The organism is Streptomyces sp. NPDC127117, from assembly GCF_042677325.1.
GTDB lineage: Bacteria > Actinomycetota > Actinomycetes > Streptomycetales > Streptomycetaceae > Streptomyces.
Genome location: NZ_JBHXTM010000028.1, coordinates 42576 through 64295, shown reverse-complemented (window position 1 = coordinate 64295; position 21720 = coordinate 42576). Strand labels below are relative to the sequence as shown.

21 protein-coding genes are annotated in these 21720 nt (G+C 70.8%); 9 read left to right on the top strand and 12 right to left on the bottom strand.

Annotation, left to right across the window (positions count from 1 at the left end):
• Window positions 1-96: 96 nt before the first annotated feature.
• Entirely contained in the window at window positions 97-771 is a 675-nt protein-coding gene (locus ACFVH0_RS24190) for a response regulator (protein ID WP_385823214.1), read from the bottom strand.
• 82 nt (window positions 772-853) lie between these two features.
• Window positions 854-2053: a sensor histidine kinase gene (locus ACFVH0_RS24185; RefSeq protein ID WP_385823212.1), complete on the bottom strand. Its 1200-nt coding sequence runs from the start codon at window positions 2051-2053 to the stop codon at window positions 854-856.
• A 96-nt stretch (window positions 2054-2149) separates the two neighbouring features.
• Here ACFVH0_RS24185 and ACFVH0_RS24180 point away from each other — a divergent pair, with 96 nt between their 5' ends.
• Together ACFVH0_RS24180 and ACFVH0_RS24175 are read left to right on the top strand one after the other, a co-directional pair.
• A complete protein-coding gene (locus tag ACFVH0_RS24180) occupies window positions 2150-3130 on the top strand; it encodes an SAM-dependent methyltransferase (RefSeq protein WP_385823210.1) in 981 nt (326 codons plus the stop codon).
• A gap of 70 nt (window positions 3131-3200) precedes the next feature.
• On the top strand, window positions 3201-4343 hold the full coding sequence (locus ACFVH0_RS24175) for an NADH-quinone oxidoreductase subunit D (RefSeq protein ID WP_385823208.1): 1143 nt from the start codon (window positions 3201-3203) through the stop codon (window positions 4341-4343).
• Between the two features lie 103 nt (window positions 4344-4446).
• On the opposite strand, the gene ACFVH0_RS24170 is transcribed toward ACFVH0_RS24175, so the two are convergent.
• From ACFVH0_RS24170 to ACFVH0_RS24155, 4 genes are all read right to left on the bottom strand, one after another.
• Window positions 4447-5463, bottom strand: coding sequence for a hypothetical protein (locus tag ACFVH0_RS24170; protein WP_385823206.1), 1017 nt, complete (start codon window positions 5461-5463; stop codon window positions 4447-4449).
• 115 nt (window positions 5464-5578) lie between these two features.
• Window positions 5579-6568 carry an ABC transporter substrate-binding protein gene (locus ACFVH0_RS24165; RefSeq protein WP_385823204.1) on the bottom strand — a complete coding sequence of 330 codons (990 nt, stop codon included), beginning with the start codon at window positions 6566-6568 and terminating at the stop codon, window positions 5579-5581.
• Between the two features lie 90 nt (window positions 6569-6658).
• On the bottom strand, window positions 6659-7333 hold the full coding sequence (locus ACFVH0_RS24160) for an ABC transporter permease (protein WP_385823202.1): 675 nt from the start codon (window positions 7331-7333) through the stop codon (window positions 6659-6661).
• A gap of 3 nt (window positions 7334-7336) precedes the next feature.
• Window positions 7337-8047 carry an ABC transporter permease gene (locus ACFVH0_RS24155; RefSeq protein ID WP_385823200.1) on the bottom strand — a complete coding sequence of 237 codons (711 nt, stop codon included), beginning with the start codon at window positions 8045-8047 and terminating at the stop codon, window positions 7337-7339.
• Between the two features lie 130 nt (window positions 8048-8177).
• Between ACFVH0_RS24155 and ACFVH0_RS24150 the strand changes: the two genes are divergently transcribed.
• On the top strand, window positions 8178-9359 hold the full coding sequence (locus ACFVH0_RS24150; protein ID WP_385823198.1) for an ABC transporter ATP-binding protein: 1182 nt from the start codon (window positions 8178-8180) through the stop codon (window positions 9357-9359).
• Between the two features lie 18 nt (window positions 9360-9377).
• Here the strand turns inward: ACFVH0_RS24150 and ACFVH0_RS24145 are convergent, their stop codons facing one another.
• Complete coding sequence (locus ACFVH0_RS24145; RefSeq protein WP_385823196.1) at window positions 9378-10502, bottom strand: alpha/beta hydrolase; 1125 nt, start codon at window positions 10500-10502, stop codon at window positions 9378-9380.
• Between the two features lie 137 nt (window positions 10503-10639).
• On the opposite strand from ACFVH0_RS24145, the gene ACFVH0_RS24140 reads away from it, so the two are divergent.
• The 6 genes from ACFVH0_RS24140 to ACFVH0_RS24115 all read left to right on the top strand — a co-directional run bounded on the left by ACFVH0_RS24140 (window position 10640) and on the right by ACFVH0_RS24115 (window position 15569).
• Window positions 10640-12481 (top strand): phosphatidylglycerol lysyltransferase domain-containing protein, encoded by a 1842-nt coding sequence (locus ACFVH0_RS24140; RefSeq protein WP_385823194.1) that lies wholly within the window; start codon window positions 10640-10642, stop codon window positions 12479-12481.
• 94 nt (window positions 12482-12575) lie between these two features.
• On the top strand, window positions 12576-13373 hold the full coding sequence (folP, locus tag ACFVH0_RS24135) for a dihydropteroate synthase (protein ID WP_385823292.1): 798 nt from the start codon (window positions 12576-12578) through the stop codon (window positions 13371-13373).
• Window positions 13370-13852: a nuclear transport factor 2 family protein gene (locus tag ACFVH0_RS24130; RefSeq protein ID WP_124719494.1), complete on the top strand. Its 483-nt coding sequence runs from the start codon at window positions 13370-13372 to the stop codon at window positions 13850-13852. The genes folP and ACFVH0_RS24130 overlap by 4 nt, the downstream gene beginning before the upstream one ends.
• Window positions 13853-14054: 202 nt before the next feature.
• Window positions 14055-14414: a dihydroneopterin aldolase gene (gene folB, locus ACFVH0_RS24125; RefSeq protein WP_385823192.1), complete on the top strand. Its 360-nt coding sequence runs from the start codon at window positions 14055-14057 to the stop codon at window positions 14412-14414.
• Window positions 14411-15022, top strand: coding sequence for a 2-amino-4-hydroxy-6-hydroxymethyldihydropteridine diphosphokinase (gene folK, locus ACFVH0_RS24120; protein ID WP_385823190.1), 612 nt, complete (start codon window positions 14411-14413; stop codon window positions 15020-15022). The genes folB and folK overlap by 4 nt, the downstream gene beginning before the upstream one ends.
• Window positions 15023-15086: 64 nt before the next feature.
• Complete coding sequence (locus ACFVH0_RS24115; RefSeq protein ID WP_385823188.1) at window positions 15087-15569, top strand: DUF3180 domain-containing protein; 483 nt, start codon at window positions 15087-15089, stop codon at window positions 15567-15569.
• A 40-nt stretch (window positions 15570-15609) separates the two neighbouring features.
• On the opposite strand, the gene folE is transcribed toward ACFVH0_RS24115, so the two are convergent.
• The 5 genes from folE to ACFVH0_RS24090 all read right to left on the bottom strand — a co-directional run bounded on the left by folE (window position 15610) and on the right by ACFVH0_RS24090 (window position 21679).
• On the bottom strand, window positions 15610-16215 hold the full coding sequence (gene folE, locus ACFVH0_RS24110) for a GTP cyclohydrolase I FolE (protein WP_365476664.1): 606 nt from the start codon (window positions 16213-16215) through the stop codon (window positions 15610-15612).
• 151 nt (window positions 16216-16366) lie between these two features.
• Window positions 16367-18397, bottom strand: a complete 2031-nt coding sequence (gene ftsH / locus ACFVH0_RS24105) for an ATP-dependent zinc metalloprotease FtsH (RefSeq protein ID WP_385823186.1) — start codon at window positions 18395-18397, stop codon at window positions 16367-16369.
• Window positions 18398-18624: 227 nt separating this feature from the next.
• A complete protein-coding gene (gene hpt / locus ACFVH0_RS24100; protein WP_072487175.1) occupies window positions 18625-19164 on the bottom strand; it encodes a hypoxanthine phosphoribosyltransferase in 540 nt (179 codons plus the stop codon).
• Window positions 19165-19264: 100 nt separating this feature from the next.
• Window positions 19265-20347 carry a tRNA lysidine(34) synthetase TilS gene (gene tilS, locus ACFVH0_RS24095; RefSeq protein WP_385823184.1) on the bottom strand — a complete coding sequence of 361 codons (1083 nt, stop codon included), beginning with the start codon at window positions 20345-20347 and terminating at the stop codon, window positions 19265-19267.
• 198 nt (window positions 20348-20545) lie between these two features.
• Window positions 20546-21679: a zinc-dependent metalloprotease gene (locus ACFVH0_RS24090; protein ID WP_385823182.1), complete on the bottom strand. Its 1134-nt coding sequence runs from the start codon at window positions 21677-21679 to the stop codon at window positions 20546-20548.
• Window positions 21680-21720: the final 41 nt, after the last annotated feature.

Sequence of the window (21720 nt, the reverse complement as noted above, 5' to 3'; positions counted from 1 at the left end):
CCCCGGCCAGACGGAGCCGCCGCCGGGCCACCCCGGCCAGACGGAGCCGCCGCCGGGCCGCCCCGATCAGACGGAGCCGCCGCCGGGCCGCCCCGATCAGACGGAGCCGCCGCCGGCCCGGACCATGCCCGTCTCGTACGCGAGGACCACGACCTGCACCCGGTCGCGCAGGCTCAGCTTGGTGAGGATGCGGCCCACGTGTGTCTTCACGGTCGCCTCGGAGAGCACCAGGCGCGCCGCGATCTCGCCGTTCGACAGGCCCTGGGCGACCAGCAGCATCACCTCGCGCTCGCGCTCGGTGAGCCTGGCGATGTCCTTGTGCTGCGGTTCGCTGTTGCCGCTCGGCAGCATCGGGGAGAAGCGGTCGAGCAGCCGCCGGGTGGTGGACGGGGCGACGACGGCGTCCCCGCTGTGCACGGAGCGGATCGCGGCGAGCAGCTCGGCGGGCGGCACGTCCTTGAGCATGAAACCGCTGGCCCCGGCCTTCAGCCCGGAGAAGGCGTACTCGTCGAGGTCGAACGTGGTCAGGATGAGCACCTTCGGCGCGTCCGGCTCCGCGCACATCCGCCGGGTGGCCTCGACGCCGTCCAGCCTCGGCATCCGTACGTCCATCAGCACCACATCGACGGCGGTGGAACGAAGCTTCTCGATCGCCTCCGCGCCGTCACCGGCCTCGGCCACGACCTCCATGTCCGGCTGGGCGGCGAGCACCATCCGGAAGCCGGTGCGCAGCAGCACCTGGTCGTCGACGAGCATCACGCGGATGGCCATGAGGTGTCCTGTCTCCTTGTCTGTCCTGCAAGTCCGAAGTTCTGTCCTGCGACGATTCCGGAGAGCTCCGGAGAGCCGGGGCCTATGCCTGCTTGAGCGGCAGCAGCGCGCTGATCCGGAAGCCGCCGCCGGGTCGCGGCCCGGCGTCCAGCGTGCCGCCGACCATGCCGACCCGCTCGCGCATCCCGATCATTCCGTGGCCCGCGCCGTCGGCGCCGCCGTCCTCGTACAGTTCGTGCGCCGCGCCCCGGCCGTCGTCCTCGACCAGCAGCCCGAGCCCGTCGTCGAAGTAGACCAGACGCACACTGGCCCCCGCGTCCGGACCGCCGTGCTTGCGGGTGTTGGTCAGGGCCTCCTGCACGATGCGGTACGCGGTCAGCTCGACCCCGCTGGGCAGCGGGCGCGGGGTGCCCTCGATCTTGAAGTCGACGGCCAGGCCGGTCTGCCTGACCTGCTCGATCAGGTCCTCGATCTGGTCCACGTCCGGCTGCGGGACGTACTCCCCGCTCTCCTGCGCATCGCCCGTCCGCAACACCCCGAGCAGCCGCCGCATCTCGGCGAGCGCCTGCCTGCCGGTGCTGGAGATCGTCTCCAGGGCCTGCCGGGCCTGGTCGGGCGCGGCGTCCATGACGTACGCCGCACCGTCGGCCTGCACCACCATCACCGACACGTTGTGCGCGACGACATCGTGGAGCTCGCGGGCGATCCGGGCCCGCTCGGCCGCCACCGCGACCTTCGACTGTGCCTCGCGCTCCCGCTCCAGCCGGGCGGCGCGCTCCTCCAGCTGGCTGAAGTAGGCGCGCCTGGTCCGCATCGAGTCGCCCAGCACCCAGGCGAGCACGAACGGCACGGTCAGCACGATGACGATGAAGACCTGCTCGGGCCAGGCGGTGTCCGGCATCTCCCCCTGCCAGCGCAGCTTGGACAGGCCCGCCGCGCACAGGCTGCAGACCAGTGCGAGCCGGGACGCCCAGCGCTCCCCGACGGTGGCCACGGTGAAGACGATCACCAGCATCGCGAAGTTCATGACGCCGGGCCCGAAACCGGTCACCAGCTGCGCCACCCCCATCGCGATGGCGAGCAGCAGCATCTTCTCCGGTGCGCGTCGGCGCAACGCCACGACGACACAGAGGCCGAGAGTGATCGGAACGGCGGCGACACGCTCCAGTCCGCGCTCCGGGCCACCCACCATGGACAGGCCGGAGAGCCCGAGGAGGACGACGGCCCAGAAGCAGTCGACGCCCGTCGGGTGTCTGCGGATGAAGTCGTAGAGGCGCTGCACGTAACCCAGCGTAGGGACAGGCGAGGGGCGCCCGGGTCAGCCGAAGGGCCGATCCGGCTCAGGGGACCGTACTCCCCAAGGTGGAGACTTGGACAGGTGACGGATGAGTGGCGTGGGTGGCAGGTGGCGGCGGAGACCGCTTTGTACGGGGACGGGGGGTTCTACCGGAGCCCCGAAGGGCCGGCGGGCCACTTCCGTACCTCCGTCCACGCGTCCCCGCTCTTCGCCTCCGCCGTCGCCCGGCTGCTGGTCGGGACCGCACACGAACTGGGCACCGGCCCGGTCGACCTGGTGGACCTGGGCGCCGGCCGGGGCGAGCTGTTGACGGGGGTGCTGGCCGCCCTGCCGGCCGCGGGCGGCGACGGCCTCGACGTAAGGGCGTACGCCGTGGAGCTCGCCGGCCGTCCGCCCGGCCTGGATCCCCGGATCGAGTGGTGCGCCGAACCGCCGTCGGGGACGTACGGGCTGCTGTTCGCCAACGAGTGGCTGGACAACGTCCCGACCGAGGTCGCCGAGACCGGCCCGGACGGCGTCGACCGGTACGTCCTGGTCCGGCCGGAGGACGGCACGGAGCGGCTGGGCGAGCCGGTGACCGGGGCGGACGCCGAGTGGCTGCGCCGCTGGTGGCCGTCGGCCGGTCCGGGGAGCCGTGCGGAGATCGGCCGCCCCCGCGACGAGGCCTGGGCGCGGGCGGTGTCCACGGTGGCCGGGGGGCTGGCCGTGGCGGTGGACTACGCCCATGTGCGCGACGCCCGGCCCCCGTTCGGCACCCTGACCGGCTTCCGGGGAGGCCGCGAGGTGCGGCCGGTACCGGACGGCAGCTGCGACCTCACCTCGCACGTGGCGCTGGACGCCTGCGCCGCGGCCGGGTCCTTCGCCGGTGCGCCGCCCGAGCTGCTGAGCCAGCGCGAGGCGCTGCACCGCCTCGGCGTCAGCGGCGGACGGCCGCCCCTGGCCCTGGCGTCGACGGACCCGGCCGGCTACGTACGGGCGCTCGCCTCGGCGGGCGAGGCGGCGGAACTGACGGCCCGGGGCGGCCTCGGCGACTTCGGCTGGCTGATGCAGCGCAGGGGCTGAGACCGGCCCCCGGGCGACCGGGCACGGGGTCCGGGGCGGGGCCCGGGTGCGTTCGCGCGATACTGGCCGCATGACGGAGACGACGGTCGGCATCGGCGGCGCGGCGGAGAGCACCGACATGGTGCTCAACATCGGCCCCCAGCACCCCTCCACCCACGGCGTGCTCCGACTGCGCATCGTCCTGGACGGCGAGCGCATCCGGCACGCCGAGCCGGTCATCGGCTATATGCACCGTGGCGCGGAGAAGCTGTTCGAGGCCCGCGACTACCGGCAGATCGTGATGCTCGCCAACCGCCACGACTGGCTGTCGGCGTTCTCCAACGAGCTGGGCGTCGTGATGGCCGTGGAGCGCATGCTCGGCATGGAGGTCCCGGAGCGCGCGGTCTGGACCCGCACCCTGCTCGCCGAGCTGAACCGGGTCCTGAACCATCTGATGTTCCTCGGTTCATACCCGCTCGAACTCGGCGGGATCACCCCGGTGTTCTACGCCTTCCGCGAGCGCGAGGAGCTCCAGGCCGTGATGGAGGAGGTTTCCGGCGGCCGGATGCACTACATGTTCAACCGGGTCGGCGGCCTCAAGGAGGACCTTCCGGCGGGGTGGCTCGGCCGCGCCCGGGACGCCATCGCCTCGGTCCGGTCCCGGATGGACGTCTACGACGACCTGGTGCTCGGCAACGAGATCTTCCGGGGCCGCACCCGCGACGTCGGCGTGCTCTCCGCCGGGACCGTGCACGCGTACGGGGTGTCCGGGCCGATCGCCCGCGCCTCGGGCGTCGATTTCGATCTGCGGCGCGACGAGCCCTACCTCGCGTACGGGGAGCTCCAGGACACCCTGAAGGTCGTCACCCGCACCGAGGGCGACTGCCTGGCCCGCTTCGAGTGCCTGCTCGAACAGACGCACAACGCCCTGGACCTCGCGGACGCCTGCCTGGACCGGATGGCCGCCCTGGCGCCCGGCCCGATCAACCAGCGGCTGCCCAAGGTGCTGAAGGCCCCCGAGGGCCACACCTACGCCTGGACCGAGAACCCGCTCGGCGTCAACGGCTACTACCTGGTGTCCAAGGGTGAGAAGACCCCGTACCGGCTGAAGCTCCGCTCCGCCTCGTACAACAACATCCAGGCCCTCACCGAGCTGCTGCCGGGCACGCTGGTCGCCGACATGGTGGCGATCCTGGGTTCGCTCTTCTTCGTCGTCGGCGACATCGACAAGTAGCCGGCGGGCCCCGCGAGCAGCCGCCCGGCCCCGGGGGCCGGGGCTCGGGGGCCGGGGCTCGGGGGCCGGGGCTCGGGGGCCGGGGCTCGGGGGCCGGGCCCGGCTACGAGATCGCGCTGCGCAGCTCCGCCACGTCCAGCTGCTCGGTCTCGTCGTGGGCGGTCAGGTCGATGACCTCGCCGACGGCCTGGTTCCCGGCCTTGCCGGTGCGGTGCTGGGCGAGCGCCTCCTCGCCCACCACGTCGGCGAGGTCCTCGTTCTGCACGGACTCGATCGCGGCCCGCGCCGACTTCTGCGTACCGAAGAAGTCGAAGCTGCCCTGCGGCACCGGGTGGCGGCGGGACGCCGCGTACGGGGCGACGGCGGTGGCGGCCGGGGCGGTGCGTGCCGGGGGCAGCGCGGCGGACGGCCGGGGCGCGGGCAGGGCGGCCGGCGGGCGCAGGTGCTGCGCGCCGGTCCGGTCCTCGGCCGCGGCGTGCTTGCCCCGCTGCTCCTCCGCCTCCCGGGACCGCTCCGCGAGGTCACGCTTCCTGGCCTGCTCGGCGGTGCGGCGCGCCTCCTGGAGCGCCCCGTTGCGGGAGAGGTCCTCCAGCGCCTGGGCGGCACGCAGATAGGCGGCCGGCGTCGGGGTGCTGCGTGCGGCGGGCAGCTCCCGGGGCGTGGCTGCGGCTTCGAGCGCGAGCTGCCTGCGGCCCTCCAGCGCGCTGGCCCGCTCGGTCTCTGCGGTGGCGTACCGGCGCAGCAGGGCGGCGTGCTCGCCGCGCAGGTTGGCGAGCTCCACGCGCTTGCGGCGCAGCTTCGTCTCCAGCCGGGTGCGCAGCTCCCGCGACTCCTCCAGGTCGGACTCCAGCTCGGCGATCCGCTCCTCGGCCCGCCATTCGTCGCCGGCCCGGGCCCGGGTCAGCTCCGCGACCCTGCGGCCGGCCTCCCGGTCCCAGCTGCGCATCAGATACGCGCCGGTCACGGCGGCGGCTGCGGCTGCTGCCGCCAGACCGCGCAGGGCCAGGGGTTCGGCGAGCAGCCAGGTGCTTCCGGCACAGAGAACCGAGACTCCGACGACTGCCGACGACGGAAGGATTCTGTGCAGAGGTGGCGAATGGCGATGGCGTCCACGTGGCATGGCCTGAAATTTACCGTGTGTACGGGGCACTTGGGGGGCCGCCCGGCAATCTGTTCCCTCCCGGTTACCTGACGGCCCCCATTCTCCCGCCCGACGGCCCCATTCCCCCCGATTCCTACTTCAGGACGAGGCTCTTCGAGCGCAGATACTCCGCGGCCACATCCGCGGGCTTTGCGCGCTCGGCGTCGACCTTGCGGTTCAGTTCCGCGAGATCTTCGGTGGTGAGCGCCTTGGTGAGCTTCCCGAGCGCGTCGGCAATGTCCTGCGAACCGGCGTCCTCGGCATTGAGGACCGGCAGCACGTTGTCGGCGTTCTGGAGCTTCTTGTCGTCCTCCAGGAACACCAGGTCGTAGCTGTCCAGCACCGCGTCCGTGGTGGTGGTGAGGACCAGCTGGTCCTTGCCGTCCTTGACCGCCTGCTTGGACTGCGGCGTACCGACTCCCTTGGGGTCGATTCCGGTGACATCGATGCCGTACGTCTTCTTCAGACCCGGTGCGCAGAACGGCCGCACCTCGCACTCGTCACCGGCCGCGATCTTCACTGCGACCTTCGACCTGCCGAGGTCGGAAAGGGTCTTGAGCTTGTTCTTCCCGGCGAATTCCTTCGTCACCGCGAAGGCGTTCTGGTCGACGGCCGCGCCGGCCGGGAGCACCTTCAGTCCGCGCGGGGTGGCGAGCTTCTCCAGCGCGGCGACCGTGGCCGCCGTGTCTCCGGAGGCGACCGGCGCCTTCTCGGCCTTCTTCGTGCCGTTCACCTTGGCATTGAGGAATTCGGCGATCGTCGCGGCGTATTCCGGGACGACATCGATCTCGCCCTTCTCCAGCGACGGCTCGTACAGTTCCCGGTTCGCCACCGTGGTGATCGAGGTGCTGTATCCGGCGTCGCGCAGGATCTGCGCGTACAGCTCCGCGAGCACCTTGGACTCGGTGAAGGAGGCCGCGCCCACGACGAGCGAGCCCTTCTTGCCGGAGCCCGCGGCTCCGGAGGACGCCGAGCCCGACTTGTCCTTGTCCTTCTCCAGGCTGTCGCCGCCGCAGGCGGCGAGCGAGCCGGCCAGCGCGACCATGCCGATGACCGCGCCGGCTATGCGCGAGGTCTTGCTCATTGTTGTTCTCCGTCCACAGCAACCGTCTGATCTGAAATGGGATGAGATCCGGGGATCACGGATCGGGTCCGGCTCGGCCGTCATGCGCCCTCAGGCCGTCCGGCGGCGGCGCAGCGGTGACAGCAGCCGGTCCAGGCCCACCAGCACCGCCTCCACCAGCAGTGCGAGCACGGCGACCAGCACCGCCCCCGCGACCACCTGCGGTGTGTTGTACGTGTTGAACCCGGCGGTGATGATCCGGCCGAGGCCGCCCTGGCCGACCATCGCGGCGATCGTCGCCGTGGCGACCACCTGGACGGCGGCGGAGCGCAGCCCGGTCATGATCATCGGGTAGGCGAGCGGAAGCTCGACCCGTACGAAGAGCTGCCGTCCGGACATCCCCATGCCCCGCGCCGCCTCCGTCACCGACCGGTCGACCTCCGTCATCCCGACGTAGGCGTTGGTCAGCAGCGGTGGCACGGCGAACAGCACCAGCGCGATGACCGTCGGCACATATCCGGCGTTGCGCAGCGGCGAGACCATGAAGAGGGCCAGCACCGCGAAGACCGGGACCGCCCGCCCCACATTGGAGAGGTTGACGGCCAGTGCGCCGCCCTTCCCGATATGCCCCAGGTACAGCGCGACCGGCAGCGCGATCGCGCAGGCCAGGGCGAGCGAGATGCCGCTGACGTACAGATGCTCACCGAGCCGGTGGGCGGCCCCGCTCTCCCCCGACCAGTTGGCGCCGGTGGTGAGCCAGATCCAGGCCTCGCCGAGAACTCCCATGGGTCAGACCGCCTTTGCCACGGTGTCCGCGCCCGTACGCACGGCACGTATTCGGGTCCAGGGGGTCAGCAGCCGCTGCACACCGAGCAGCAGCAGATCCGCGACGACCGCGAGCAGTACGCACAGGACCGAGGCGGTGAGCACCTGGGCCTTGAAGAAGCTGGGGAGCGCGTCGCCTATGAGGTTGCCGAGGCCGCCCCTGCCGATGATCGAGCCGACCGTGGTCAGCGCGATCGTCGACACCGTGGCGATCCGCACACCGGCCATCAACGCGGGCATCGCGAGCGGGAGTTCGACCTCCCAGAGCAGCCGCACCGGGCCGTACCCCATGCCCTTCGCGGCTTCCTTCGCCTCCTGGGGGACGGCTTCGAGGCCGGCCAGGATGTTCCGCACGAGGATGGTCAGCGAATACAGCACCAGGCCGGTCACCACCAGCGCGGCGGAGAGCCCGAACAGCGGCAGCAGCAGCGAGAACATGGCCAGCGAGGGCACGGTGTAGAGGATCGTCGTCAGCCCGAGCACCGGTCCGGCGAAACGGCGGCTGCGGCGCGCGAGCAGCGCCAGCGGAAAGGCCACCAGCAGTCCGATCACCACCGAAACCGCGGTGATCCAGATGTGCTGGACCGTCGCATCGGTCAACTCCTGGCTGCGGGAACGGAGATACTCCCCGCAGATCCAGTCGTTCGTCACCAGGCAGTTCTCTCCCGCGGCCATCCGTCCCCACCTCCCGGTCAACGTCTCGTACGTATGTATGGGCGACCCTATCCTCGACCACTGACAATCGCGGGAGCCGTTGTATTTCAGCAACACGTCCTTCACAGAACACGCGTCACAATGGGGAACCATGATCCGTTTCGAGCACGTCACCAAGCGGTACGCGGACGGCACCACCGCCGTCGACGACCTTTCCTTCGAGGTCGCCGAGGGTGAACTGGTCACGCTCGTCGGACCGTCGGGGTGCGGCAAGACGACCACCATGAAGATGGTGAACCGGCTGATCGAACCGACCGAGGGACGGATATTCCTCGACGGGGACGACATATCCGCCATCGACCCCGTCCGGCTGCGCCGCCGTATCGGTTATGTCATCCAGCAGGTGGGACTCTTCCCGCACCGCACGGTGCTGGAGAACACCGCGACTGTTCCGCATCTCCTGGGCTGGAAACGGGGAAAGGGACGTGAACGCGCGGCCGAACTGCTCGACCTTGTCGGACTTGACCCTTCCGTTTATGGCGACCGCTATCCGGAGCAGCTCTCCGGTGGTCAGCGCCAACGCGTGGGCGTGGCAAGGGCACTGGCCGCGGACCCGCCGGTACTGCTGATGGACGAGCCTTTCGGCGCGGTCGACCCGGTCGTACGGGAACGGCTGCAGAACGAATTCCTGAAACTTCAGGAACAGGTCCGTAAAACCGTCCTGTTCGTCACGCACGACATCGAGGAGGCGGTCCGGCTCGGCGACCGGATCGCCGTCTACGGGCAGGGTTCCATCGAGCAGTTCGACTCGCCGGCCACCGTGCTCGGCGCACCCGCCACCCCCTATGTCGCGGATTTCGTCGGCGCCGACCGCGGCCTCAAGCGGCTCTCCGTCACCCCCATCGAGGAGGGCGACCTCGACCAGCCGCCCGTCGTCCACCTCGACGACTCCCTGGCGAAGGCGACCGAGCGGCTGCGGGCCGAGGGCGCGCGCTGGGCCGTCGTACTGGACGGCCGGGACAACCTGCACGGCTGGATCCCGGCCGACGGTGCCGGGGCCGGGGGTACGGTGCGCGCGCACGCCCGCCGGATGGAGGCGTGGCTGCCCGTCGGCGCCCCGCTCAAGCAGGCGTTCGCCACCATGCTCCAGCACGACGCGGGCTGGATCGCCGTCATCGACGCGGAGTCCACCGGCCGGTTCCTCGGCGTGCTCACCCCGGCCCGGCTGCACGAGGCGCTGCGCCGCTCGATCGACGCGGACGCCCAGGACGTGCCGCGCGCCGAGGTGGCGGTCGAGACCGTGGAGAGCGTCGGCAAGACCGCCGCCGGGTGAGCCGGGAAACCCCGCGCGTCAGTTCTCGCTGAGGCGGCTGCTCATCCAGTCCAGCGCCGAGGGGATCTCCCGCCGCCAGGTGTTGAAGTTGTGCCCGCCGCTGTCGAGCACGATCGAGGAGACCTGGGCGGGCGACTTCACCTTGGAGATGAACTGCTGGGTGGAGCGGTAGTTCCCCTCGCCGTGCCTGGACGTCGTGACCAGGAAGGACGAGTCGGGCTGCTTCGGCAGGTGGTCCAGCGTCCACATCAGATCGGCGCGGTTGCGCGCCTGTTGGTCGCCCTGGAAGAGGTCGCCGGTCGTCGGGTCCTCGGCCGCCTTGTAGTACGCGGAGAGCCCGACGCTCGCGGCGAACCGGTCCGGGTGGTGGAGGCCGATCTTCAGCGCGCAGTAACCGCCGGTCGAATTGCCCATGATGCCCCAGTTGTGGGCCAGCTTGCCGACCCGGTACACGTCCGAGACCACGTTCGGCAGATCCTCCGCGAGGAATGTCTCGGTCTGCGGCCCGCCCTTGATGTCCACGCACTCGGTGTCCCTCGGCGGCGCCAGCGTCGGCCGCAGCATCACCAGGATCATCGGCTGTGCCCGGCCCGCCTTCACCCGTTCATGCGCCGTACGCGGATATCCGAGACCCTTCAGGAGGTTCTCCGGGATGCCCGGGTATCCGGTGAGGACGACCACGGCGGGGAACTTGCGGCGGGCGAACGCCGGCTGGAAGTACTCGGGCGGGAGGTACACGTACGCCGAGCTCTCGATCCCCGACCGCCTTCCCGAGATCACGACCTTGTCGATCCGTCCGCTCTTCACCGGCCGCGAGGCGCCCGGCACGTCCGGCAGTTGCATCCCGACCCGGACGATGTTCTTGGCCGCCAGCGTCCCGGCCGCGTGGTCCGTGACGACTCCCAGATCCTGCTTCTGGCCGAGCAGATCGGCCCACGATCCGTAGAAGAGGAAGGAGTTGTTGGCCAGCAGACCGACCGAGGAGAAGACCATCACCTGGGTCACCAGCAAGAGGCCGACCCGGCCCAGCACCGCGCGCACGCTGCGGCGGGCCAGCCGGGGCCAGAGCCAGATCGTCGCGGCGAAGAACACCAGGGCCAGCCCGATGACCAGACCCAGGAACACATTGCTGGTGAGACCCATGGGGTGAGCTTTCTTGTCTGGAAATTTCCGGCTGTCGGGTGAACCCCGGATCCGGAAGCCTCGTCCTACAAGTCGCACATCGTCCGGAGGGCTACGACCGAAGGACTCAAGAATCTCTCGCGGAACCACGGGAAGCGATGTCTGTCACGCTAGATGGGGATAAATCGGGATCGGTTCCGAGCCCTGTACGTAAGTTCGTACGCGGCCCGCGCCCCGAATCCGTACCGACGCTGGTCGGTACCGCCTGCACCGTCGTCGGCCTGATCGATGTCGCCGCGGGCGTCTTCCCGCGCTTCCGGCACAGCCGGATGCACACCCTCGCCGAGGTACTGCCCGGCGCGCTGGGGCCGTTCGCCGCCGCGCTCTCGCTGAGCGCCGGCGTCCTGCTGCTGCTGCTCGCCCACGGGCTCAAGCGGCGCAAGCGGCGGGCCTGGCGGGCCGCCGTCGTACTGCTGCCGGCCGGTGCGCTGGCCCAGTTCACCTACCGGCACTCGGTCATCGGCACGCTCGTCTCACTGGTGCTCTGCCTGCTGCTGGTCCGCAACCGCGACGAGTTCGCCGCACTCCCCGACCCCCGGAGCCGCTGGCGGGCACTGGCCAACTTCGTGCTCCTCGGCGCGGGCTCACTGGCCCTCGGGCTGGTCATCGTCAGCGCCCACCCCGGCCGGGTCGTCGGGAGTCCCAGCGTCGCCGACCGGCTCCAGCACGTGCTGTACGGAATGCTCGGCTTCGAGGGGCCCGTCGAGTACGCCGGCGACACCTCCTGGACCGTGGCGTACTCCCTCGGCGCCCTCGGTCTGCTGACCGCCGTCACCACCATCTACCTCGCCTTCCGCCCCGAGCACCCGGCCGCCCGCCTCACCGAGGAGGACGAGGCCCGGCTGCGCGCCCTGCTCGCGAAGCACGGCGGCCGCGACTCGCTCGGCCACTTCGCGCTCCGCCGCGACAAGGGCGTCGTCTTCTCCCCCAGCGGCAAGGCGGCCGTCTGCTACCGCGTGGTGTCCGGGGTGATGCTGGCCAGCGGCGACCCGATCGGCGACGTGGAGGCATGGCCCGGCGCCATCGAACGGTTCATGGACGAGGCCAGGGCCCACTCCTGGACCCCCGCCGTGATGGGCTGCAGCGAGACCGGCGGCGAGGTCTGGACCCGCGAGACCGGACTCGACGCCCTGGAACTGGGCGACGAGGCGGTGGTGGATGTCGCGGATTTCTCGCTCGCCGGGCGCGCGATGCGCAACGTACGCCAGATGGTGAAGCGCATTGAACGACTCGGCTACGAGACCCGGGTCCGGCGCGTGAGCGACATCGGCGAGGACGAACTCGCCCGCATCCGCCGGGCCGCCGACGACTGGCGCGGCACCGACAACGAACGCGGCTTCTCCATGGCGCTCGGCCGGATCGGCGACCCGGCCGACGGGGACTGCGTCATCGCCACCGCCCACAAGGCCGACGAGCACACCGGCGACTCCCCCTACGGCGACGTGAAGGCCGTGCTCCACTTCGTCCCGTGGGGCCCCGACGGGATGTCCCTCGACCTGATGCGCCGCGACCGCGCCGCCGACCCCGGCATGAACGAACTGCTGATCGTCGCCGCCCTCCAGGCGGCCCCCCGGCTCTCGGTCGAGCGCGTCTCGCTGAACTTCGCGATGTTCCGCTCCGCGCTCGCCCGCGGCGAGAAGCTGGGCGCCGGACCGGTGCTGCGGACCTGGCGCGGACTGCTGATCTTCCTGTCCCGCTGGTTCCAGATCGAGTCGCTGTACAAGTTCAACGCCAAGTTCCGGCCCCGCTGGGAGCCCCGCTTCGTCGTCTACCGCACCGCCCGCGACCTGCCCCGCATCTCCCTCGCGGCCATGCAGGCGGAGGGCTTCGTGAATCTCGCGCTCCCCCGCCCCTTCGCCCGCCGCTTCCCGGCCCCCCGGCCCCGCCCCTGCGCCCACACCACGGCACCCGGCCGGGAGCAGCACGCGCGCGCGGCGTAGCTCCGCACCGTACGGGGCCTACGCTGGTCGCATGAGTACGTTGCGTGGACGAGGCACGGTCCAGGGCCTTCCGGAGTGGGACCGCTGCGCGGTCATGGGTGTCGTGAACGTGACCCCGGACTCCTTCTCCGACGGCGGCCGCTGGTTCGACACCACGGCCGCGGTCAAACACGGCCTCGACCTGGTGGCCCAGGGCGCCGACCTGATCGACGTCGGCGGCGAGTCGACCCGCCCCGGCGCCAGCCGGGTGGACGCCTCGGAGGAGCTGCGGCGCGTGGTCCCGGTGGTCAAGGGTCTGGCGTCCGAAGGGGTCACCGTCTCCGTGGACACCATGCGGGCCCGGGTCGCCGAGGAGGCGGTCGCGGCCGGAGCCGCCCTGGTCAACGACGTGAGCGGCGGCCTCGCCGACCCCGACATGGTCCGCGTCGTCGCCGCGGCCGGCGCCCCGTTCGTCGTGATGCACTGGCGCGGCTTCAGCGAGTCCATGAACAGCCGGGCGGTGTACGGGGACGTCGTCGCCGAGGTCGTCGCCGAGCTGCGGGAACGGATGGACGCCGTGGTCGCGGGCGGCATCGCCCCGGAACGGATCGTGATCGACCCCGGGCTCGGCTTCGCCAAGGACGCCGCCCACGACCTCTCCCTGGTAGCCCACCTCGACGAGCTGCGCGCCCTGGGCCGCCCGCTGCTGGTCGCCGCCTCCCGCAAGCGGTTCCTCGGCCACGTACTGGCCGGCGAGGGCGCCGCGCCGCCGCCCGCCCGCGAACGCGACGCCGCCACCGCGGCGATCTCCGCGCTCTCCGCCCACGCCGGCGCCTGGGCCGTCCGGGTCCACGAGGTACGGGCCACGGCCGACGCCGTGCGGGTCGCCCGCGCCGTCGAGGGGGCCGCGTGAGCGGGCCCCGCGACGAGCACGCGGAGGCGGCCGCCGACATCGCGGCCGTCGAGCAGGCCAACACCGCCTTCTACGAGGCGATGGAGCGCGGCGACTTCGAGGAGCTCTCCGGGCTCTGGCTGCCGGGCGAGGACCTCACCGTCTCCTGTGTCCACCCGGGCTGGCCGGTGCTGAGCGGCCGCGGCGAGGTGCTGCGCAGCTACGCGCTGATCATGGCGAACACCGAGTACATCCAGTTCTTCCTGACCGACGTCGGGATCTCGATGACCGGCGACACGGCCCTGGTGACCTGCACGGAGAACATCCTCAGCGGCGGCCCCGCGGAGGACGGCAACGCGCTCGGACCCCTGGTCGGCCAACTCGTCGTGGCCACCAATGTGTTCCGGCGCACACCCGACGGCTGGAAGCTCTGGTCCCACCACGGCTCGCCCGTACTGACCGAAACCGGCGAGGAAGAGGACGAAGAGACGCCCTCCTGACCTGCCTGCCGGGTGGCCGAGCCCCCGAAAGGGGTTGGAAGGGGGCAGTGCGGGTATACGCGGCTACCAGTCCCGCGGGGCCGCGTGCACGGCCCCCGCGGGCGAGCACTGTCGGTGCTCGCAGGTAGATTCGAAAGAGAGCACCTCGCCGTCCGCACGCGGCCCCGTGTCTCTACGACCAACGACAGCAGGAGTGATTCACGTGGATCGTGTCGCGCTGCGCGGCCTCAAGGCCCGTGGGCACCACGGCGTCTTTCCCAAGGAACGGGAAGAGGGCCAGACCTTCATCGTGGACCTGGTGCTCGGCCTGGACACCCGCCCCGCGGCAGCCGCCGACGACCTGACGAAGACCGTGCACTACGGCGTCGTCGCGGAGGAGGTCGTCGACGTGGTGCAGGGTGAGCCCGTCGATCTGATCGAAACGCTCGCGGAGCGCATCGCCCAGCAGTGCCTCAAGCACGAAGGAGTCGAGGAGGTGGAGGTCGTCGTGCACAAGCCGGATGCGCCGATCACCGTCCCCTTCGACGATGTGACCATCACCATCACCCGGAGCCGAGTATGACTGCGTTTTCCACCGAAGGGCAGAGCGACCCGACCGTCCAGCCGGTGCCCGCCTCCGTGGTCGAGCAGGTGGACGCGGCGGACGTCACCCTCTCCAACCCCAAGCGCGCCGTGATCTCCCTGGGCTCCAACCTCGGCAACCGCCTGGAGACCCTCCAGGGCGCCATCGACGCCCTGGAGGACACCCCCGGCCTGCGGGTCAAGGCCGTCTCCCCGGTGTACGAGACGGAGCCCTGGGGCATCGCCCCCGGCTCCCAGCCCTCCTACTTCAACGCGGTGATCGTCGTGAAGACGACGCTCCCCCCGTCCTCCCTCCTGGAGCGCGGCCAGGCCATCGAGGAGGCCTTCGACCGGGTCCGCGAGGAGCGCTGGGGCCCGCGCACCATCGACGTCGACATCGTGGCGTACGCGGACGTCGTCTCCGACGACCCGGTGCTCACCCTCCCGCACCCCAGGGCCCATGAGCGGGCCTTCGTCCTCGCCCCGTGGCACGACGTCGACCCCGAGGCCCAGCTGCCCGGCGCCGGCGCAGTCGCGGAGCTGCTGGCCGGAGTCGGCCGCGACGGAGTGCTGCCCCGGGCCGATCTGGAACTCCGCCTGCCCGAGTAGTCGTTAGTCTCAGTCGTTAGGCTCGACGGAAACGGATCACCGGCGGCGAAGGGCGGAACACTCGGTGAAGCAACTCAGGCTCGGGGTACTGGCCGGCCTCTTCGCCGCTGCCGGGGTGCTGTCCTGGGGCGGTGCCCGTCTCTGGGACTCCCTGGGCAGCCTGCCGAGCGTTCCCCTCGCCGCGCCGATCGTGCTCGCGGTGATCGCCGTCATCCTGCTGGCGACGGCGCTCTCCATCCGTTCCCGGCTGCGCGCCCAGCGCGAGCGCCGGCCGGGGGCCAAGGGCATCGAGCCGCTGATGGCGGCACGTGCGGTCGTCTTCGGCCAGGCCAGCGCCCTGGTCGTCTCCCTGGTCTCCGGCATGTACGGCGGCACCGGCGTCTTCCTGCTCGGCTCCCTCGACATCCCGGCCCGCCGCGACCAGGCGATCTACGCGGGCTTCGCGGTCCTGGCGGGCATCGCGGTGGTGGCCGCGGCCCTCTGGCTGGAGCGCATCTGCAAGCTCCCGGACGACGAGGACAAGGACCGGAGCTCGGCGGCCGCGTAGGGCCACCGAGCTCCTGTGGTGCGACTGCGCCCGAGTCCGGTCAGCGCGCCATGATCAGGCTCATGGCCTCGGCGCGCGTCGCCGGGTCACGGAGCTGTCCGCGCACCGCCGAGGTCAGCGTCTTCGCACCCGGCTTGCGGATACCGCGCATCGACATGCACATGTGCTCGCACTCGACGACGACGATGACCCCGCGCGGTTCCAGGATCTCCATCAGGGACTCGGCGATCTGCGTGGTCAGCCGCTCCTGGACCTGCGGACGCCGGGCGTAGACATCGACCAGCCGGGCCAGCTTGGAGAGACCGGTGATCTTGCCGCTGGTCGCCGGGATGTACCCGACGTGCGCTACGCCCCGGAACGGCACCAGGTGGTGTTCACAGGTGCTGAAGACCTCGATGTCCTTGACCAGCACCATCTCGTCGTGGCCGAGGTCGAACGTGGTCGTCAGGACGTCCTCGGGCTGCTGGTGAAGACCCGCGAATATCTCCTTGTACGCCCGCGCCACCCGGCCCGGCGTCTCGCGGAGTCCCTCGCGGTCCGGGTCCTCGCCCACCGCGATGAGGAGTTCGCGTACGGCGGCCTCGGCCCGCTTCTCGTCGAACTCGCCGATCGAACCCTGGCCGTCCAGCGTCACCGGGTCGGTCATCTGTGCCTCGTTCCTCTGAGCTGTCACGCGCCACGCCTCCGCACGGACGTACGAAAAAGCCGCGTCCCCACAGGCTAGAACCTGTGGGGGCGCGGCTTCCATTCCGGGCCCGGTGCGATCCCCGTGAAAGGGGCCACACCGGGGAACGGGATCAGCTCTCGGGCCGGTCCTCCGGGACGACCTCGGTGGCCGGGACGGTGTCCGTGGGGACGACCGAGCCGTTCGCCGTGGTGGCGCCGTTGGTGAGGGCGAGCTCCTTCGGCGAGAGCACCGGCGGACGCGTCGAAGGCGTACGCCGGGCCGAACCGGTCCACGCCGGGCGGGCCGGGCGCTTCACGATCGGGGCGAAGATCTCGGCGATCTCCTCCTTGCCGAGCGTCTCCTTCTCAAGGAGCTGGAGCACCAGGTTGTCCAGGACGTCGCGGTTCTCGACGAGGATCTCCCACGCGTCGTTGTGGGCGGTCTCGATGAGCTTCTTGACCTCCTCGTCGACGAGGGCCGCGACCTCTTCCGAGTAGTCGCGCTGGTGGCCCATCTCCCGGCCCACGAAGGGCTCGGTGTTGTCGCCGCCGAACTTGATCGCGCCGAGTCGCTCCGTCATGCCGTACTGCGTGACCATCGCGCGGGCCGTTGCGGTGGCCTTCTCGATGTCGTTGGCAGCGCCGGTGGTCGGGTCGTGGAAGACCAGCTCCTCGGCCGCGCGCCCGCCCAGCATGTAGGCCAGCTGGTCGAGCATCTCGTTGCGCGTCGTGGAGTATTTGTCCTCCTCCGGGAGCACCATCGTGTAACCGAGGGCGCGGCCGCGGGAGAGGATCGTGATCTTGTGGACCGGGTCCGCCTGGGGGGAAGCCGCCGCGACCAGGGCGTGTCCGCCCTCGTGGTACGCGGTGATCTTCTTCTCCTTCTCGGACATGATCCGGGTCCGCTTCTGCGGGCCCGCCACGACGCGGTCGATGGCCTCGTCGAGCATCTTGTTGTCGATCAGCTTCAGGTCGGCGCGCGCCGTGAGGAGCGCCGCTTCGTTCAGCACGTTCGACAGGTCGGCACCGGTGAAGCCGGGCGTACGACGGGCGACGGCGCCGAGGTCGACGTCCTTCGCGACCGGCTTGCCCTTCTGGTGCACCTTGAGGATCTCCAGGCGGCCCTGCATGTCCGGCCGGTCGACCGCGATCTGCCGGTCGAAACGGCCCGGGCGCAGCAGCGCCGGGTCGAGGATGTCCGGCCGGTTCGTGGCGGCGATCAGGATGACGCCGCCCTTCACGTCGAAGCCGTCCATCTCGACGAGCAGCTGGTTCAGCGTCTGCTCGCGCTCGTCGTGCCCGCCGCCCATGCCGGCACCGCGGTGCCGGCCGACGGCGTCGATCTCGTCGACGAAGACGATCGCCGGGGCGTTCGCCTTGGCCTGCTCGAAGAGGTCACGGACCCGGCTGGCACCGACACCGACGAACATCTCGACGAAGTCGGAACCGGAGATCGAGTAGAACGGGACGCCCGCCTCGCCGGCGACGGCGCGTGCGAGCAGCGTCTTGCCCGTACCGGGAGGCCCGTACAGCAGGACACCCTTGGGGATCTTGGCGCCGACGGCCTGGAACTTCGCCGGCTCCTGGAGGAACTCCTTGATCTCCTGGAGCTCCTCGACGGCCTCGTCCGACCCCGCCACATCGGCGAACGTCGTCTTCGGGGTGTCCTTGGTGATCAGCTTGGCCTTGGACTTCCCGAACTGCATGACCCGGGAGCCGCCGCCCTGCATCTGATTCATCAGGAACAGGAAGACGACCACGATCAGGACGAAGGGCAGCAGCGACAGGAGGATCGAGATGAACGGCGACTGCTTCGACGGCGAGACCGTGTAGCCCTCGTCGATCTGACCGCCCTCGAACTTCTTCTGAAGCGTGTCGGCGATCTGGACGCCCTGGTTGCCGATGTAGCTCGCCTGGAACTTGGTGCCGGACTCGCCCGAGAGCTTCTGGCCCTTCTTCAACTCGATCTTGATGATCTGTTCGTCACCGGTGGTCAGCTTGGCCTGCGCCACCTGGTCCTTGCTGATCGCCTGGATCACCTTGCCGGTGTCCACCGATTTGTAGCCGCCCGACGAGCCGACGACTGTCATCAACACGACCACGGCGAGGACGGCCAGCACGATCCACATGACCGGCCCACGGAAGTATCGCTTCACGTCCATCCATACGGGGCGAAGCCGCCCCGTCCCTCCTGCCCGTAGGTAAATGCTGCTGTGAGAAAAGACTGTTCTTCGGACGGTACCCCAGCATTGTCACCCGCGACTGCCGGGGACGTCTGTCAAAACCCGCCTTCGAAGGCTCAACGGCGGGAGTCCCGTGAAAGGTTCCCGCCGTCGGCTCCGGTCGGTCCGGGCACCGCCGGTGCCGGGCGAAGGGCTCCGGCAGGAGGTCAGCCGCCGTAGACGTGCGGGGCGAGCGTGCCGACGAAGGGGAGGTTGCGGTACTTCTCGGCGTAGTCGAGGCCGTAGCCGACGACGAATTCGTTGGGGATGTCGAAACCGACCCACTTGCAGTCGAGCGCGACCTTGGCCGCGTCCGGCTTGCGCAGCAGGGTGCAGATCTCCAGGGACGCGGGCTCCCGCGAGCCGAGGTTCGACATCAGCCACGACAGGGTCAGCCCCGAGTCGATGATGTCCTCGACGATCAGGACGTGCTTGCCCTTGATGTCGGTGTCCAGGTCCTTGAGGATCCGGACCACTCCGGAGGACTGGGTGCCGGCTCCGTACGACGAGACGGCCATCCAGTCCATGGTGACGGGGGTGGACAGCGCGCGCGCCAGGTCCGCCATCACCATCACTGCGCCCTTGAGGACGCCGACGATGAGCAGGTCCTTGCCCGCGTACTCCGCGTCGATCTTCGCGGCCAGCTCGACGAGCTTCGCGTCGATCTCTTCCTTGGTGAGGAGCACCGACTGAAGGTCGGTGCCCATGTCCTTCTCGTTCACCCGCGTCTCTTTCTCTGCCTGCCGGGTCCGGGGTGTTGTCCCCGCACCTGCGCGGCCGCTCGCCTGCATGTCAGCCGCTTGTGCTTCAGCTCTGCCGAATGACCAGTCTGCCACCCTGCCGCATGGCTTCGACCCGACCGGGCAGGTTGATGGCCCGCTGGCCGCGCCAGCCGGTGATCAGACGGTCGACTTCCTCGATGTGCCGGGCGAAGAGCGAACCGGCCGGGGAACCGGCCTCCATCGCGGCCCGGCGCAGAACCCGGCGGCGCACGGCGGGCGGCAGCGCGTACAGCTTGGCGCACTCCAGACGGCCCGCGTCGTCCCGTGCGGCGCGGTCGGCCTCGGCGGCCCAGGTGTCCAGCGCGTCGGCGTCGTCGCGGGAGAGCTGCGCGGTACGGGCCAGGGCCTCGACGACCCCTTTGCCCAGCGCCTTTTCCAGGGCGGGCAGGCCCTCGTGTCGCAGCCGGGAGCGGGTGTAGGCGGGGTCGATGTTGTGCGGGTCGTCCCAGACGGGCAGCGACTGGACGAGGCAGGCCTTGCGGGCGGTCTGCCGGTCGAGCTGGAGGAAGGGGCGGCGGTAGCGGCCGGACGGACCGGACGCGGCGGCCATGCCGGAGAGCGAGCGGATGCCGGAGCCGCGGGCGAGGCCGAGCAGCACCGTCTCCGCCTGGTCGTCGCGGGTGTGCCCGAGCAGGACGGCGGCGGCGCCGTGCCGCTCGGCCGCAGCGTCCAGGGCGGCGTAGCGGGCGTCCCGGGCCGCGGCCTCGGGGCCGCCGCCGTGGCCGACCCGCACGGCGACGGACTCCACGGGGTCGAGGTGCATCGCGGCGAGGCGGTCCACGACCTCGGCGGCCCGGGCGTCGGAGCCGTCCTGGAGGCCGTGGTCGACGGTGATCCCGCCGGCCCGGACGGCGAGCTTGGGGGCCTCGAAGGCGAGGGCGGAGGCGAGGGCCATGGAGTCGGCGCCGCCGGAGCAGGCCACCAGCACCAGAGGGGTGTCGGGGCGCTCGGGGAGTGCGGCGCGCTGCCTGCCCGCACCGGCTTCGGCGAGCTGGGGGTGCGGGGTGCGCCGGGTGAGGTCGGCGCTTCGGATGTGATCGGTGAGTACGTCGTGGAGTACGCGGCGGACCGCCAGGCGTATCGCCGCGACCGCAGGATGGGGACCCATGTCCGGTGCCCTTCGTGGAGTTCGGTGAGGTGCCTCGAAGTGGCGGACCGGAGATCTGCCGTCACTCAGAGTGCGTCGATGGTGACAGAGGCAAGCCGTCCATCGAGCATTGCACGCCTTCCCATGCCCCTACGGTCCCTCGGATGGGTGATTACCGGCGCGTTCTCATCCTGTCGTCCGCCGTCGGACCGGCCATGATCAGGACTCTGCCTTACGGTGCACCCTCGCGATCCAGTCGGCGGGCTTGGCGATCTCCGCCTTGGTGGGCAGCGTGTTCGGCGAGGTCCAGACCCGGTTGAAGCCGTCCATGCCGACCTCGTCGACCACGGCGCGGACGAACCGTTCGCCGTCGCGGTACTGGCGGAGCTTGGCGTCGAGGCCCAGGAGCTTGCGCAGCGCCTGGTCGAGCCGGCCCGCGCCGCGCGCCCTGCGCTGCTGGAACTTCTCCCGGATCTCGCCGACGGAGGAGACCACCTCGGGGCCGACGCCGTCCATCACGTAGTCGGCGTGGCCTTCGAGCAGGGACATCACGGCGGTGAGCCGGCCGAGGATCTCGCGCTGGGCGGGCGTCTGGACGATTTCGACCAGGCTGCGGCCGCCGTCCTCGCCCTCCTCGCCCTCGGGGCGCCCCCCGGCCAGGGACTGGGCGGCCTCGCGGAGGCGTTCCAGCACGGTCATCGGGTCGACGTCGGTCTCGTCGAGGAATGACTGGATCTCGCCCTGCAGATGGTCGCGGAGCCAGGGCACTCCGGTGAACTGGGTGCGGTGGGTCTCCTCGTGGAGCGCGACCCAGAGCCGGAAGTCGTGCGGGTCGACCTCCAGTTCGCGCTCGACGTGCACGATGTTCGGGGCGACGAGCAGCAGCCGGCCGCCGCCGTCGGCCGAGGCGGGGAGCTCGCGGGTGGCCGGGGCGAACGTCTCGTACTGGCCGAGCACCCGGGAGGCCAGGAACGACAGCAGCATCCCCACCTCGACGCCGGTCACCTTGCCGCCGACCGCGCCGAGCACGGCGCCGCCGGGTCCGCCCGCGCGCCGGTCCTGCATCTTCCCCAGCAGCGGGCGCAGCAGTTCGCGGAAGCCCGCGACATTGGCCTTGATCCAGCCGGCCCGGTCCACGACCAGGACCGGGGTGTCCTCCGGTTCGGTCCCCTCCGGGATCATCCGGGTGAAGGAACGGACGTGCTCCTCCGCGGCCTTGGCATGCCGGCGCAGCTCCGCGACGACCTCGCGGGCCTCCTCGCGGCTGATCTCCGGCCCCGGCCGCACAAGTCGGGTCGCGGTCGCGACCGCGAGATTCCAGTCGACCATCTCGGCACCACCGATGCTCGTCATGCGTCAACCGTACGTGCTCGGGTCCGTCCGCGGTGCGGTGT